The 14,016-nt window shown below is 65.8% G+C and carries 17 protein-coding genes; 7 read left to right on the plus strand and 10 right to left on the minus strand.

Going from position 1 to position 14,016, the window contains the following annotated elements:
* Positions 1–180: 180 nt before the first annotated feature.
* Complete coding sequence (locus KVT32_RS17555) at positions 181–624, plus strand: Hsp20/alpha crystallin family protein (protein WP_175156588.1); 444 nt, start codon at positions 181–183, stop codon at positions 622–624.
* A 32-nt stretch (positions 625–656) separates the two neighbouring features.
* Positions 657–1,052: an Hsp20/alpha crystallin family protein gene (locus KVT32_RS17560; RefSeq protein ID WP_056319645.1), complete on the plus strand. Its 396-nt coding sequence runs from the start codon at positions 657–659 to the stop codon at positions 1,050–1,052.
* 174 nt (positions 1,053–1,226) lie between these two features.
* Here KVT32_RS17560 and KVT32_RS17565 read toward each other — a convergent pair whose 3' ends face one another.
* Both KVT32_RS17565 and KVT32_RS17570 read right to left on the minus strand, forming a co-directional pair.
* The gene (locus tag KVT32_RS17565) at positions 1,227–2,195 is read right to left on the minus strand and encodes a tripartite tricarboxylate transporter substrate binding protein (RefSeq protein WP_056319648.1); all 969 of its coding nucleotides are present in this window, start codon (positions 2,193–2,195) and stop codon (positions 1,227–1,229) included.
* 155 nt (positions 2,196–2,350) lie between these two features.
* Positions 2,351–3,070 carry a YggS family pyridoxal phosphate-dependent enzyme gene (locus KVT32_RS17570; protein WP_217618578.1) on the minus strand — a complete coding sequence of 240 codons (720 nt, stop codon included), beginning with the start codon at positions 3,068–3,070 and terminating at the stop codon, positions 2,351–2,353.
* 211 nt (positions 3,071–3,281) lie between these two features.
* On the opposite strand from KVT32_RS17570, the gene KVT32_RS17575 reads away from it, so the two are divergent.
* Together KVT32_RS17575 and KVT32_RS17580 are read left to right on the plus strand one after the other, a co-directional pair.
* The gene (locus tag KVT32_RS17575) at positions 3,282–4,523 is read left to right on the plus strand and encodes a PLP-dependent aminotransferase family protein (RefSeq protein WP_217618579.1); all 1,242 of its coding nucleotides are present in this window, start codon (positions 3,282–3,284) and stop codon (positions 4,521–4,523) included.
* A gap of 172 nt (positions 4,524–4,695) precedes the next feature.
* Positions 4,696–5,712 (plus strand): amino acid ABC transporter substrate-binding protein, encoded by a 1,017-nt coding sequence (locus KVT32_RS17580; RefSeq protein WP_056319656.1) that lies wholly within the window; start codon positions 4,696–4,698, stop codon positions 5,710–5,712.
* Positions 5,713–5,782: 70 nt separating this feature from the next.
* Here KVT32_RS17580 and KVT32_RS17585 read toward each other — a convergent pair whose 3' ends face one another.
* The 3 genes from KVT32_RS17585 to dprA form a co-directional block, all read right to left on the minus strand.
* Positions 5,783–6,256: a hypothetical protein gene (locus KVT32_RS17585; RefSeq protein WP_217618580.1), complete on the minus strand. Its 474-nt coding sequence runs from the start codon at positions 6,254–6,256 to the stop codon at positions 5,783–5,785.
* Between the two features lie 39 nt (positions 6,257–6,295).
* Positions 6,296–7,204: a hydroxymethylglutaryl-CoA lyase gene (locus KVT32_RS17590; RefSeq protein WP_056319662.1), complete on the minus strand. Its 909-nt coding sequence runs from the start codon at positions 7,202–7,204 to the stop codon at positions 6,296–6,298.
* A 93-nt stretch (positions 7,205–7,297) separates the two neighbouring features.
* The gene (dprA, locus tag KVT32_RS17595; RefSeq protein ID WP_217618581.1) at positions 7,298–8,410 is read right to left on the minus strand and encodes a DNA-processing protein DprA; all 1,113 of its coding nucleotides are present in this window, start codon (positions 8,408–8,410) and stop codon (positions 7,298–7,300) included.
* A 230-nt stretch (positions 8,411–8,640) separates the two neighbouring features.
* Here dprA and def point away from each other — a divergent pair, with 230 nt between their 5' ends.
* Together def and fmt are read left to right on the plus strand one after the other, a co-directional pair.
* The gene (def, locus tag KVT32_RS17600; RefSeq protein WP_217618582.1) at positions 8,641–9,153 is read left to right on the plus strand and encodes a peptide deformylase; all 513 of its coding nucleotides are present in this window, start codon (positions 8,641–8,643) and stop codon (positions 9,151–9,153) included.
* Between the two features lie 14 nt (positions 9,154–9,167).
* Complete coding sequence (gene fmt / locus KVT32_RS17605; RefSeq protein ID WP_152382873.1) at positions 9,168–10,109, plus strand: methionyl-tRNA formyltransferase; 942 nt, start codon at positions 9,168–9,170, stop codon at positions 10,107–10,109.
* Positions 10,110–10,128: 19 nt separating this feature from the next.
* Here the strand turns inward: fmt and KVT32_RS17610 are convergent, their stop codons facing one another.
* The 5 genes from KVT32_RS17610 to KVT32_RS17630 form a co-directional block, all read right to left on the minus strand.
* Positions 10,129–10,650 carry a class IV adenylate cyclase gene (locus KVT32_RS17610; protein WP_152382872.1) on the minus strand — a complete coding sequence of 174 codons (522 nt, stop codon included), beginning with the start codon at positions 10,648–10,650 and terminating at the stop codon, positions 10,129–10,131.
* A gap of 15 nt (positions 10,651–10,665) precedes the next feature.
* Positions 10,666–11,292: a pyridoxamine 5'-phosphate oxidase family protein gene (locus tag KVT32_RS17615; protein ID WP_152382871.1), complete on the minus strand. Its 627-nt coding sequence runs from the start codon at positions 11,290–11,292 to the stop codon at positions 10,666–10,668.
* 12 nt (positions 11,293–11,304) lie between these two features.
* Positions 11,305–11,931: an HAD hydrolase-like protein gene (locus KVT32_RS17620; protein WP_056319675.1), complete on the minus strand. Its 627-nt coding sequence runs from the start codon at positions 11,929–11,931 to the stop codon at positions 11,305–11,307.
* A 70-nt stretch (positions 11,932–12,001) separates the two neighbouring features.
* Positions 12,002–12,568, minus strand: coding sequence for a hypothetical protein (locus KVT32_RS17625; protein ID WP_152382870.1), 567 nt, complete (start codon positions 12,566–12,568; stop codon positions 12,002–12,004).
* A gap of 35 nt (positions 12,569–12,603) precedes the next feature.
* Positions 12,604–13,194, minus strand: coding sequence for a TIGR00730 family Rossman fold protein (locus KVT32_RS17630; RefSeq protein ID WP_056319681.1), 591 nt, complete (start codon positions 13,192–13,194; stop codon positions 12,604–12,606).
* A gap of 234 nt (positions 13,195–13,428) precedes the next feature.
* Between KVT32_RS17630 and KVT32_RS17635 the strand changes: the two genes are divergently transcribed.
* The gene (locus KVT32_RS17635; RefSeq protein ID WP_056319683.1) at positions 13,429–13,989 is read left to right on the plus strand and encodes a bacterioferritin; all 561 of its coding nucleotides are present in this window, start codon (positions 13,429–13,431) and stop codon (positions 13,987–13,989) included.
* Positions 13,990–14,016 lie beyond the last annotated feature (27 nt).

The following is a 14,016-nucleotide window of genomic DNA, read 5'->3' on the forward strand; positions in this document are numbered from 1 at the left end:
TTTGCGTCGCGCAATGCGGGAAACCGGGCAATGAAGGCGGTGGCACCAGCCCTTTTTTCCCCCCTTGAAACTCCAAAAACCGCTCCCATACTTGGCACTGAAGCGATCAGACGTGCGGTCGCGGTGGTGGCGATTGTGGCGCGTCTGCATCGGTCCCTTTTTTGATCCGAGGAGACCTTCATGAGCAACTTTCCGTTCAACGACAGCGGCTTCGCGTCGGCCTTCGACGCCATTCAGGAACACATGGGCCGCGTGCTGCGCGGCGCTGGGGTGCCTGCCGCCTTGCGCGCCACGCCCCAGGGGTACTTTCCGCCCGTCAACGTCGGGGTGTCCGGCGATTCGATCGAAGTCGTTGCGTTCATTCCCGGTGTGGATCCGGATGGCTTGAACGTGTCGATCGAAAAAAGCCTGTTGACCATCAGCGGCGAGCGCAAGCCGCAGGACCTGCCCGAAGGCGCCCGCTACTACGCGCGCGAGCGTACGCAGGGCCGTTACACGCGCGTCATCGAGCTGCCCGCCGACGCCGATCCGGACAATGTGCAGGCCCGTTACACGGACGGCTGCCTGGCCATTTCGATCAAGCGTAAGGAATCGGCCAAGCCGCGCACCGTGACCGTGCAGTGACCCGCCAACGCATCCGCATAGGAGTAACGATCATGAATGAACGCAAAGACCTGACCGTGCCCGCCGAAGCGGCCGTCTCCGAAAAGCGCGACGGACGCGGGGTGACCGTGCCGGCCGTGGACATCTACGAGGACAAGGAAGGCATTACGCTGCTTGCGGACCTGCCGGGCGTGTCCAAGGAAAGGCTGCGCATCAACGTCGAGGCCGACGTGCTGCAGATCGAGGGCGAGGCCTCGGTCGAGACGCCGAGCGACCTGCGGCTGGTGCTGGGTGAAATGCGCGCGCCGCTCTTTCGCCGGGCGTTCCGGCTGGGGCAGGAGTTCGACCGCGCGCAGATCAGCGCGAGCCTGAAGCAGGGCCTTCTGACGCTGCGCATTCCGCGCGTGCGTGAGGCGCAGCCGCGGCAGATTCCTGTCGTAGCGGGGTGATTCGGGTGTCGGGACGCCGTTTGGCGCGGCCCACGCGTATCGGGCACCTGACGAGTCTCCACGGCAAATGGGGACTGTCTGCGCCGGGTGTCTGACACCATTCCAAGCAGGCCCATGAAAAAGCCGCGGTCGAATGACCGCGGCTTTTTGCCTTGCCGGATGGCGCCGGAGCGATCACTCCAGCTTGATGTTCGCCTTCTTGATGACGTCGGCCCAGGCGCTGCGCTCCTGATCGGCATACGTCTTGAAGTCCTGCGCCGACATCGGCATGGGGATGACGCCCATGTCCAGCATCTTCTGCGAGACCGCGGGCGACTTGAGCGTGGCGTCCAGATCGGTCGACAGCTTCTTGACGACGGCTTCCGGCAGGCCGGCCGGGCCGACCAGGCCTTGCCAGGCATAGGCCGTGAAATTGGCCACGCCCTGTTCGGCCATCGTCGGGACATCCGGCAGCACCGTCACGCGCTCGGGCGTGGCGGCGGCCAGCACGCGCAGCTTGCCGGCCTTGACGTTGGGCAGGCCCGATCCCAGATCGATGAACATCATGTCGACCTGGCCGCCCAGCAGGTCCTGGATGGCGGGCGCCGCGCCCTTGTACGGAACGTGCAGCACGTTGACGCCCGTGCGTTGCTTGAAGAGTTCCAGCGCCAGGTGATGCGGCGAGCCCGCGCCGGCGGATGCAGAGGTCAGCTTGCCCGGTTCCTTCTTGGCGGCAGCGAGTACGTCTTCGACCGTCTTGTACGGCGAATTGACGTTTACGGCCAGCAGCAGCGGGAACTTGGCGATGCCGCCGATGTAGGTGAACTTGGCGGGGTCGTAGGACAGCTTGGCGTAGAGCGACGAGTTGAAGGCCAGCGTGCCGGAGTCCGCCGTGCCCACCAGATAGCCGTTGGGTTCGGCCTGGGCGATGGCCGTGGCGCCGATGATGGTGCCGGCGCCCGGACGGTTCTCGACAACGATGGTCTGGCCCAGCGTCTTTTCCAGGCTGCTGGCCACGGTGCGGGCCACCACGTCGGTACCGCCGCCGGCGGGGTAGGGAACGATCCAGCGGACCGGTTGCGTGGGCCAGGATTGGGCGGATGCCGCGGTGGCGGCCAGCGACAGGGCGGCAAGCGCCAGCAGGCGCTTTGCGTGCTTGTGCATGAAGTGTCTCCTCGTGCGGGATATCGTGAGCGCGGCGCTTGCGTCGTTGATCGACGTCAACTTACGCCGCATATTTTTTGCGTGGCTATTATGCCTTGCGCCTGCGCAAAAAGGGGCCCGTGCATTGGGCCCCCTCAAACTCCCGCATCTCCGTCTTATTGCGGATCCGGATAACTTCGCGCGCCGAAGATGGCCGAGCCGATGCGGACCTCGGTCGAGCCCTCCTCGATGGCCAGTTCGAAGTCGCCGCTCATGCCCATCGACAGACGGTCCAGCGAAACGCCGGGGATGTTCTCTTTTGCCAGTCCATCGCGCAGCTCGCGCAGCGCGCGAAAGCAGGCACGGACTTCATCGGCATTGGGGGAGTTGACCGCCAATGTCATCAGCCCCTGCACGCGCAGCGTGGGATAGTCGGCGGCGATGCGGCGCAGGAACGGGCCGACCTCTTCGAGCGCCATCCCGTACTTGCTGGGTTCGGACGAGGTCTTGACCTGCACCAGCACGTCCAGCGTGCGGCCCGCAGTCTGCAGGCGGCGGTGCAGGGCATCGGCCAGTTCCACGCGGTCCAGGGATTGGACTTCCGACGCATCGCGCGCGGCGTCCTTGGCCTTGTTGGTCTGCAGGTGCCCGATCAGCACCCATTGCAGCCCCAAACCTGCCAGCGCCTCGGCCTTCTGGCGGATCTCCTGGGTCTTGTTCTCGCCAAAGCGGGTCAGGCCCAGCGCCATCGCTTCGCGGATGGCGTCCTCGCCAAAGGTTTTGCTGACGGGCAGCAGGGTCACGCTGCCAGGAGGACGGCCCGCCCGTTCGCAGGCCTCTCGGATGCGTTGCTGGATCCGGGCGAGGCGCCCGGCCATGATGTCGTCGGCGGTCATGCAGCTCTCTGGGAAAACAGGATGTCCCATAGTGTAGGACGTGTTTTGGCGCTTGTCGGCGCGCGGACCAATAACCGGGCAAGGCTGGCGTTGACCCTGTCAGAGGGGCAGGCTTAGAATTTGCGGAGATTTGTTTATATTTCAAAGTTCTATGCCGTCCGGCGCCGCCCATTCGGGCGACACGATCCCCCTCCTACTCAGCCCTTCCGCCATGTCCAGTGCAGCGCCCGAATACGTCTTTGCCACGCCGTTCCTGAACCCTCCCGCCTCGCCCATCCGATCGCTCATGCCCTACGCCATGCGTCCGGGCACCATTTCGCTGGCTGGCGGATATCCGGCGCAGGAATTGTTCGACGTCGACGGCTTGTCGATCGCGTCCACGCAGGTCATGGCCCGGCTGGGCGCCTGCCTGCAGTATTCCAACATCGACGGCCAGGCCAGCCTGCGGCATGAGCTGGCGCGCCTGTCCGCGGCGCGTGGCCTGCATTGCAATGCCGACACGGAACTGGTCGTGACGGGCGGCTCGCAGCAGGCGCTGGCGCTCCTGACCCGCGTGATGCTGCAGCCCGGCGACCACGCCATCATCGAATCGCCGGCCTTCCCGAACTCCGTGCAGGCCTTGCGCTACACGGGAGCGACGGTCCACACCGTGCCTTCTGGCCCGGATGGCATCGATGTGGACGCGCTGGACGAACTGGCCGCGCGCGTGAAGCCCAAGATGGTCTGCGTCGTTGCCTCGTTTTCGAACCCCTGCGGCGCCACCATTTCGCGCGCGCGCCGCCTGCGGCTGCTGGAGCTGGCTGTCAAGCACCGTTTCCTGATCGTCGAAGACGACCCTTACAGCGAACTGCGCTTTGCCGGGCAGGCCGTGCCGCCCATCGCGGCGCTGGCCGAGGGCGAGGCCCGCCATTGGGCGGTTTACCTGGCCAGCATGTCCAAGACCATGGCGCCCGCGCTGCGCATCGGCTGGCTGGTTGCGCCGCCCGAAATCCGCCGCCGCTGCGTCGCCGCGAAGGCCGCCGACGACATGGCGTCCTCGGCCTGGATCCAGGAGGTCGTCGCCCAGTATCTGGCCAACGGCCGCTATGACGAACACGTGCCGCGCATCCGCGCCGCCTACGGCTTGCGCTGCACCGCCATGGCAGACGCGCTGGCGCGCGAACTGGATGGCCGCATCACGTTCAGCAAGCCCGAGGGCGGCATGTTCTTCTGGGCGCGCCTGACCGGCGAGGTGGATGCGACGCGCCTGTTGCCCTACGCCATCGAGCACGAAGTCGTCTACGTGCCCGGCAAGGCGTTCTATGCCGACGCGGCGCAGGCGGATCTGTTCGCCATGCGCATGTCGTTCGCCACCATGAATGAATCCCAGATCGCACAGGGCATGGTCCGCCTGGGCCGCGCGGTCGACGCGTGCCAGGCCAACGAGCCGGTGTCGATTTCGCTGGCGGCTTGACGGCGCGCAGCGTCACGCCCGCCCCGCGTTGCTATCCTTTCTGCGCAGGTCCGCCGGCACGCGCCGGCGGCATACCTAAATAAGCGTCCGTTATTTGGCGGGGGCGCTTCATGTCTATAAGCTGCTTGCCTTGGCGCGCTTTCGCGCCCGGTAGCAGAAAGGAATTCTCGTCATGAACATTGCAAAAGGGTTGGTGGGCGCGGCGCTTCTGATGGCAGCCGCGCAGGGCGCGCAGGCCGCAACACTGGACGTCGTGAAACAGCGCGGCGCCGTCGCATGCGGCACGACCACGGGCTTTGCGGGCTTTTCCGCGCCCGACGCGCAAGGCAAATGGCAGGGCCTGGACGTGGACCTGTGCCGCGCCATCGCCGCCGCGGTGTTCGGCGATGCGAACAAGATCAAGGTGGTGCCGCTCAATTCGCAGCAGCGCTTCACCGCGCTGCAATCCGGCGAAGTCGATGTGCTGACGCGCAACACCACGGTGACGCAGCAACGCGACACGGCGCTGGGCATCATCCATGCCGGCATCAATTTCTACGACGGCCAGGGCTTTCTGGTGCCCAAATCGCTGGGCGTGAAAAGCGCCAAGGAAATCAACGGCGCCACGGTCTGCCTGCAGACCGGCACGTCCAACGAGAACACCCTGGCCGACTGGGCGCGCGCCAACAACGTGACCTACAAGCCCGTCGTCATCGAGACCTTCAACGAGGTTGTCAACGCGTTTGCCTCGGGCCGCTGCGACGTGTTCTCGACCGACGCCTCGGGCCTGGCCTCGATCCGCATCTCCAAGTTGCAGAATCCCGACGACTACGTCGTGCTGCCCGAGATCATCTCCAAGGAGCCGCTGGGCCCGTTCGTGCGGCAGGGCGACGACGCGTGGCTGAATATCGTGCGCTGGTCGTTGTCGGCCATGATCGAAGCCGAGGAATACGGCGTCACGTCCAAGAACGTGGACGAACAGGCCAAGAGCGCCAATCCCAACATCAAGCGCATCCTGGGCGTGACGCCCGGTAGCGGCGCGAATCTGGGGCTGGACGAAAAGTGGGCCTACAACATCGTCAAGCAGGTGGGCAACTACGGCGAGAGCTTCGAGCGCAACGTGGGCGAGGGCAGCCCGCTCAAGATCAAGCGCGGCTTGAATGCGCAGTGGACGCAGGGCGGATTGATGTACGCGTTGCCCATCCGTTGATCCCGTGTGTCTCAAAGCCCCTGCGTGTCAGGCGCCTTGTGTGTCTGACACCGGCTGACTTTGGACGGGATCAGGCGCTCTTGTACAACTCTACGATCTTCACAAACGCCGCGCGCAGTTCCCGCGTGCCACCCTGAAAAATCACCGGCTTTCCGCGGTGCGTGAAGACGACGAGCCGCTTGGAAAACACCATTGGCACGAAGCGCGCGAAGCGCACGTCTTCCCAGGCCACTTCGCGCCGCGTGAACCATGTCTGGCGGATGCCGTGATCGTCGATCGTGGTGATGGACGTCTGCATGTGCCACGAGACAAACAACAGCGCCACAAAGCACAGCACCACGGCCACTGCCAGCAGCGTGTCGAAGGGCTGTGAGGGCGCGCGGATGGCGGTGGTGACGACCTGCACGCCCAGCACCGCAAGCAACACCCAGGTCAGGATGCGCACCCAGTCCGGCCAGGCCTGGCCCGCCAGGGGCAACGGGCCGATGGCGCGGAGCAGCGCCGCGAGGTCTTCGGGCGCGCGGGTGGCTGTCGGGGTGGTCATGCGGGCCGGGTCATGCGGACGGGGGCGTGCGGCGCGGGATCAGGCCGCGCGCTTGGCGGCGATGGCGTTGCCGGCGCGGCTGGAGCCCTTGCGGTTCAGATGCGCGGACATCCATTGCCCGATGTCGACCACGGCGTCGAAGTCCACGCCCGTGTCGATGTCCAGGCCGCGCAGCATGTACAGCACGTCTTCCGTCGCGACGTTGCCGGTGGCGCCCTTTGCGTAGGGGCAGCCGCCCAGGCCGGCCACCGACGTGTGGAAGATGGAAATGTTGGTTTCCAACGCTGCCAGGATGTTGGCAAGCGCCTGGCCATAGGTGTCGTGAAAATGGCCCGACACGCGCGCCGGATCCACGACCTGCGTGACGGCGGCCATCACTTCGCGCACACGCTTGGGGTTGCCCACGCCGATGGTGTCGGCCACGTCGATCTCATCGACCTGCATCGCCAGGTAGCGCTGCGCCACGTCCACCACGGCCTCGACGGGAACTTCGCCCTGGTAGGGACAGCCCAGCGCGCAGCTGATGCTGCCGCGCACGCGGATGCCGGCTTCGCGCGCCGCCTGCACGACGGGCTCGAAACGCGCGATGGATTCGGCGATGGAGCAGTTGATGTTCTTTTGGGAAAAGGCCTCGCTGGCGGCGCCGAAGATCACGATTTCGTCCGCGCGGGCGGCCAGCGCCCCTTCAAAACCCTTCATGTTGGGCGTCAACACCGAATAGATGGTGCCGGGCCGGCGTTCGATGCGCGCCATCACGTCGGCGCCGTCGGCCATCTGCGGCACCCATTTGGGCGACACGAACGACGCGGCTTCCACATTGGGGAAGCCCGCGGCGCTCAGGCGGTTGACCAGTTCCACCTTGATGTCGGTGGGGACGAATTCCTTTTCGTTCTGCAGACCGTCGCGAGGCGATACCTCGACGATCTTCACGCGGGAGGGCAATGCCATGTCTCTTCCTGTGTCGGTATTGGGTGGCCGGTGCTACAAGGCTGCGGCGCTGCCGAACATATTAGCGCCATCGCATCCGGCCCCGTTGCAGTGCTAGTGCAAACGCTGGTAGCGGCCATCGTCCAGCCGGGCGATGCGTCCCTGCAATTCCAGTTCGACCAGTTGCGTCTGCAGGTCGGCCGTCTCCAGGCCGCACCGCGCCTGGATCGCGTCCAGATGCAGCGGGTCGAAACCCAGGGCGTCGAGCACGGGATGGGCGGGGGCCGGGGCCGGTGTCTGCCTGCGCGCGGGCGGCGTCGGCGTGGGGCCCCCGCCAAGCTCGTCCGTGATGTCCATGGCGGTTTCGACCAGCTTGGCGCCCTGGCGGATCAAGGCATGGCAGCCGCGCGACAGCGGCGAATGGATGGAGCCGGGGATGGCAAAGACTTCGCGTCCGCATTCTCCGGCTAGCCGCGCGGTGATCAGCGACCCGCTCTGCTTGGCCGCTTCCACCACCAGCACGCCGCGCGCCAGGCCCGCCACGATGCGGTTGCGCTTGGGAAAATGCTGCGGCCGCGCGCCGGTGCCCAGCGGCAGCTCCGACACCAGCGCACCGTGCGCGGCGATGCGGTGCGCCAGGTCGCGATGGCTGGCCGGGTAGATGCGGTCGATGCCCGTTCCCATGACCGCAACGGTGCCCGCGCCCTGCGGGCCGGCGTCCAGCGCCCCTTCATGTGCGGCGGCGTCGATGCCTAGCGCCAGGCCGCTGACGACGCGCCAGCCGTTGCCCGCCAGATGCCGGGCAAACGCGCGCGCATTTTCCTGGCCGCCGGGCGTGGCATTGCGCGCGCCCACGACCGCCAGCGACGGCCCCTGCAGAAAAGCGGGGTCCCCGGCGACGTACAGCAGGATGGGCGGGTCGGCGATCGTCAGCAGGCTTTGCGGATAGGCGGGATCGGCCAGCGTGAGGACGTGACGGCCGGGCTGCTGCACCCATTCCAGCGCCGCCTGCACCTGCTTTTCCATGTCGGCCGGCATGGGCGCCGCCAATTGCCGCGCCAGCGCTTCCGGCACGTGCCGCGAGAGCGCGGTGGCGCGCTGCGCGTAGATCTGGTCGGGCAGCCCAAGGGCGGCGAGCAGCTGGCAGGCGGTCGCGGAACCGACGTTGGGTTCGAGGGACAGCCGCAGCCAGGCGGCGAGTTCTTCAGGCGATTGCGTGAGGGGCATGAAACGGGCGCGGAAAAGGCGTCTGGGGTTCGAGAGTGTCGCATGCGCCACGCGCGTCCATCAGGGCCGGGGTGGACGGATATGCGCGGCCGCGCAAATGGCGAAAACCCCCTGCAAAAACGGTGCCGCAGCAATGTCCGCAATCCCTGAATTAGCCGAAAACTATTAGAAATCAAGACTCTAATGAATTAAACTCTCGACCAAGCATCACTACTGGCGATCCCTCTTCAATGGCTTTACTTCCCATCCTTCGCTACCCGGATCCGCGCTTGCACAAAAAGGCCAAGCCGGTTGCCGAGGTCGACGACCGCATCCGCCAACTCGTGCGCGACATGGCCGAAACCATGTACGACGCGCCGGGTGTCGGCCTGGCCGCGACCCAGGTCAACGTGCATGAGCGCGTCGTCGTGATCGACGTATCCGAGGAAAGCAATGCGCTGCTGACGCTGATCAACCCCGAGATCACCTGGCGCAGCGACGACTACAAGATCTACGAAGAAGGCTGCCTGTCCGTTCCCGGCGTCTATGACGAAGTGGAACGCGCGTCGCGCATCCGCTGCAAGGCGCTGGACATCGACGGCAAGCCGTTCGAATTCGAGGCCGACGGTCTTCTGGCCGTTTGCGTGCAGCACGAACTCGATCACCTGGAAGGCAAGGTGTTCGTCGAGTACCTGTCCAACCTCAAGCAGAATCGCATCAAGACCAAGCTCAAGAAAGCCGAGCGCGAAGCGCTGCGCGCCTGACGGAGAGCCGGTCCATGCGTATCGTCTTTGCCGGAACCCCGGAATTTGCCCGTATCGCGTTCGACGCCCTGCGGGCCGCGGGCCACGAAATCCCCTTGGTCATGACGCAGCCGGACCGGCCGGCGGGGCGGGGCCTGAAGCTCACGCCCAGCCCGGTCAAGCAGGCGGCGCTGGACGCCGGCATTGCCGTGGCCCAGCCGCGCAGCCTGCGTCTGGATGGCCGTTATCCGGACGAGGCCGCCGAGGCCCGTGCGTTGCTGGAAAACGTGGCGCCCGATGTCATGGTGGTGGCCGCGTACGGATTGATCTTGCCGCAATGGGTGCTGGATCTGCCGCGTCTGGGCTGCCTGAACATCCACGCCAGCCTTTTGCCGCGCTGGCGCGGCGCCGCACCCATCCAGCGCGCCATCGAGGCGGGCGATGCACGTACCGGCGTCACCATCATGCAGATGGACGAAGGCCTGGATACGGGCGACATGCTGCTCGAACGCATCGTGCCGATCTCGGACGAGACCAATGCCGCGCAGCTGCACGACGCGTTGGCGCAGGCGGGTGGTGAAGCCATCGTCCAGGCGCTGGATGCGTTGGCTAATGGCGGCCTGACCGCGCGCAAGCAGCCGGAAGACGGCGTGACCTACGCGGCCAAGCTGGACAAGGCCGAAGCCGCGCTCGATTGCAGTCAGCCCGCCCAATTGCTGGCGCGCCGCGTGCGGGCTTTCAATCCCGTCCCGGGCGCCAGCATCCGGTTGCCGGGGCTGCCCGATGCCGTGAAGGTCTGGCGCGCCCAGGCGCTGGCCGAGACCACCACGGCGGCGCCGGGCAGCGTGCTGCGCGCCGATGCGGCGGGCATCGACATCGCCACCGGCCAGGGCGTGCTGCGCCTGCTTGAACTGCAAAAGGCGGGCGGCAAGCGCCAGCCGGTGGATGTGTTCGTGCGCGGCTGGCAGCCCGCCTGACGGCGCTGCGCCAGGCGGCTCACGCCTGGCCGCGCGCCGCCAGCAGATCCAGATACGCGCCCGACAGCAACTGCTCGGGCGCGACGCCCAGCCCGGCCATCAGCGTTCGGGCCTCTTCCATGCCTGCTTCGACGCTTTCGTCGTCGCGCAGCACCACTTCCAGTTCCAGGAATTCGCCCAGGCCCTGCACGCGGTCCAGGTGGATGCGCGTGCGCCCGGCGATGAACACCGTGCGGTGTTTCCTGACGCGGCCGATCACGCCATAGGCGTGCGACAAGGCCTCGCGCAGTGTGTCGGGCGCGTCGGTGGGGGAGATGACGTAGAAGCTTTCCTTGGGGCCGCTATCGTCGGCGCGCCGATAGAAGATCAGCTCGCCCGAGCCGTCCGCGAAGGCGCGCAGCTTCAGGCGGCCGTTCGCGCACGTGAAGAAGGTGTCGTCCTGGTCGATGAAGACCGGCTCTTTTCCCGATAGCGCCGCGGCCAGGTGTTCGAGGGCATCCAGGCTGTCCACCCGCGCCTTGATCTCGACATTGCGTGCCATGGCCGCGCTCCGGAATCAGTAAAGCGAACCGGCCACGCGGGCGGGCAGTTCGCGATCGTAGGTCACGCCGTCGAACGTGCCCGCGGTCAGGTCGGACAGAATGCGGCCGACGCTGGGCAGCGCGGTGCGGGGGATCTGCGTCTGCGGGTCCCAGAGGCGCGAGCGCAGCAGGGCGCGCGAGCATTGGAAATAGACCTTCTGCACGTCGATGACCAGCACGGAGCGGGGCAGCTTGCCGTCCATCTCGAAGCGCGCCAGAAGCGCCGGGTCGACGCTGATGCGCGCCGTGCCGTTCACTCGCAATGTTTCGCCCACGCCCGGCACGAGGAACAGCAGGGCCACGCGCGGATCGGCAATGACGTTGAGCAGGCTGTCCACGCGGTTGTTGCCGCGGCGGTCGGGCAGGAGCAACGTCTTTTCATCTTCCACCGCCACAAACCCGGCGGGGTCGCCGCGCGGCGAGGCGTCCAGCCCATCCGGTCCCGCCGTCGCCAGCAGCGCGAACGGCGCGGCCTCGATGAACGCGCGGTAGTGCGGATGCACGTGGTCGACCTCTTTTTTCAGGGAGGCTTCGCCGGGCGAACCGTAAAGCGCGTGCAGGGCGTCGGCGTCGGTAATCAGGTGAGCGGGATCGGTATGCATGGGGTCTGGGCGTTATGCCAGTGCGTTGGGAAGGTCTTGAACCGCCAGGAACAGCTCGTCGGGGCCGCGGCCGCGCAGGGCGTCGACATGGTTGTAGCCCCAGGCAACCGACCCGACACGCACGCCCGCCTTGCGGGCCGCGTCGATGTCGCGCATTTCGTCGCCCACCAGCAGGAACCGCTCGGGGGACGTGCCGTGCTGCTTGAGCAGGCGGTCGATCTTGGCGGCCTTGCCGAACAGGTCGCTGCCGCATTCGTAGTCGTCAAAGAGCGCCGCGGTTTCCTCGCCCAGCACGCGCTTGACGTTCTCGACGGAGTTCGAGCTGACCACCGCCAGGCGCAGGCCGCTCGCCTTCAGGCGGGCCAACGCTTGCGGGATGCCGTCAAACAGCTGCACGCTGGGATCGATTTCCTGCATCAGCGTGCGCACGTGCGTCATGATCGCGGGCAGCTTCCATAGCGGGATGTTCAGATACTTCAGGATCTCCATCGCATCGCGGCTGCGAAGCGCTTCGCGTTCGGACGCATCGATCTTGCGGAAGTTGTACTTCTCCGCGACGGTATTGAGAATGGTGTTGAACCACGGCATGGTGTCTGCCAGGGTCCCGTCGAAGTCGAAGGCTGCAATGTCGTATTTCAATTCTTGAATCCAATGCCGGCAGGCTGGGCGGGGACGCCTCTCCCACGCTGACAGGCGTCGTCGCGCATCCCTACATGCCGTGCGGGTGAAGCAAATAGTGCACGACCGGCGCCAGGTCTTCAAGCGGCGGAGCGCCGGCGACCACGCGCGCTGCGCTGCTCCAGGGGTAGTCCAGGGCCAGCAGCCAGCCGAACACCGCGGACGCATCGCCCGGGGGCAGGGTCACCATGGTTTCGATCGTGATGGTCAGGCGCTTGGCGCGATACGGGTCGGGCTGGAACTCCCAGTCGTATCGCCCACAGCCCACGCGCACGTTGCCGGTCGCCTTTTCGGTCATGCCGACCAGCCAGTCGCAGTGGTAATCCGGCAGACGTGTGGCCGCCGGGGGACGCGACAGGTAGAAGGTGTAGACGTTGTCGTAGGTCTGGCCGAACTTGCGCACCAGCGTGTCGGTGATGGCGGCCAGGCCATGCGATTCAGGCGGAAAGGCGATGGCCTGCGTGCGCAAGGCCATTTTCAGCACGGCGTCGGGCGCGAAGGCGCGGGCCATGTAGTGCGGGCGGTTCTCGTCCTTGGCGTGAAAATAGTCGCGCAATACGGACTCGGTGCAACCGGGGAACAACGAATCGGTAGGCATTGCGGGGGCTTCCGTTCAGGTCTTTGGCGTGGGGGTCAGGGCTTTCGGATCGGATCGAACCACTTCGAGACGTTGGGCGGCTCGTAGATGGCGTAGCGATCCAGCAGCAAGGCAGGGTCTTCTTCCACCACCAGCATGTCGCGATGCTGGGGACGGATGAATGCTTCTTCCACGGAGTGGTCAATGAATTGCATCAGGGCATCGTAGTACCCAGCCACGTTCAGCAATCCGCAGGGCTTCTGGTGCATGTTCAGTTGCGCCCAGGTCCAGACTTCGAAGAATTCTTCCAGCGTGCCGGCGCCGCCGGGCAGGGCGACAAAGCCGTCGGCCTTCTCCATCATCATCGCCTTGCGCTCGTGCATGTTTTGCACCGTGTGCAGCTCGGTCAGCCCCAGATGCGCCTGTTCCTTCTTGAGAAGCAGTTCGGGGATGACGCCGATGACGCGGCCGCCGCCGGCCAGCACTTCGTTGGCCACCACGCCCATGATCCCGACGATGGATCCGCCATACACCAGGCCCAGGTCGCGCTTGACGAGTTCGCGCGCCAGCACGCGGGCCTGCTCGACGTAGTCCGGGCGCGTGCCCGGGTTGGAGCCGCAATACACGCAGATATTCTTCAGAGTCATAAAACGGGTGGGAAATTGCCGGCCGCGTTACAGATTGCGTCACGCGGCTTTTCGCGAAGCCGATAGTTTACGCAAGGTTGCCGGAGGACTCCCGAGACCCTGGGCGAGCACCGCGGGCAGACGCGGGCAATGTTTGGACACAGCAAGTTCCGGCGCGCTCGGTAGACTGAAGATGGCGAAAACGACTGGAAGTCCAGCGTCGTGCTGCTTTCACGGACTAGAGGAGCTAACGATATGGAACAAGCAAACCGCAACCCGCAGGAAAACAAGCGTCCCTTCGATATGGACGTGAAGGCGATTCGCGCCAAGGCGCGCAAGGACATTGAATCCGGCGCCATCACCGACACGTATCGCGCAGACCGTGAAACCGTGCTGAAACTGCTGAATGAAGCGTTGGCCACGGAAATCGTCTGTGTGCTGCGCTACAAGCGCCACTACTTCATGGCCCGCGGCCTGAATGCGGAACCGGTCGCGGCCGAGTTTGCCGAGCATGCTGCGCAGGAGCAGGATCACGCCGACAAGCTGGCCGAGCGAATCGTGCAGCTGGGCGGCGAGCCGAACCTGTCGCCCAAGGGCATCCTGGACCGCAGCCATTCCGAATACGTCGAAGGCGATTCGCTGGAAGAGATGATCAAGGAAAACCTGATCGCCGAGCGTATCGCCATCGACAGCTATCGCCAGATGATCGATTACATCGGTGAACAGGATTCCACCACGCGCCGTCTGCTGGAGGAAATCCTGGCGGTGGAAGAGGAACACGCCGACGACCTGTCGGACTTCCTGGCCAAGTCCTGATCGGGCGCCGCCCCGTTCGCGGGGCGG

This window comes from Achromobacter sp. GbtcB20, assembly GCF_019091095.1.
Taxonomy (GTDB): Bacteria; Pseudomonadota; Gammaproteobacteria; order Burkholderiales; family Burkholderiaceae_B; genus Achromobacter; species Achromobacter mucicolens.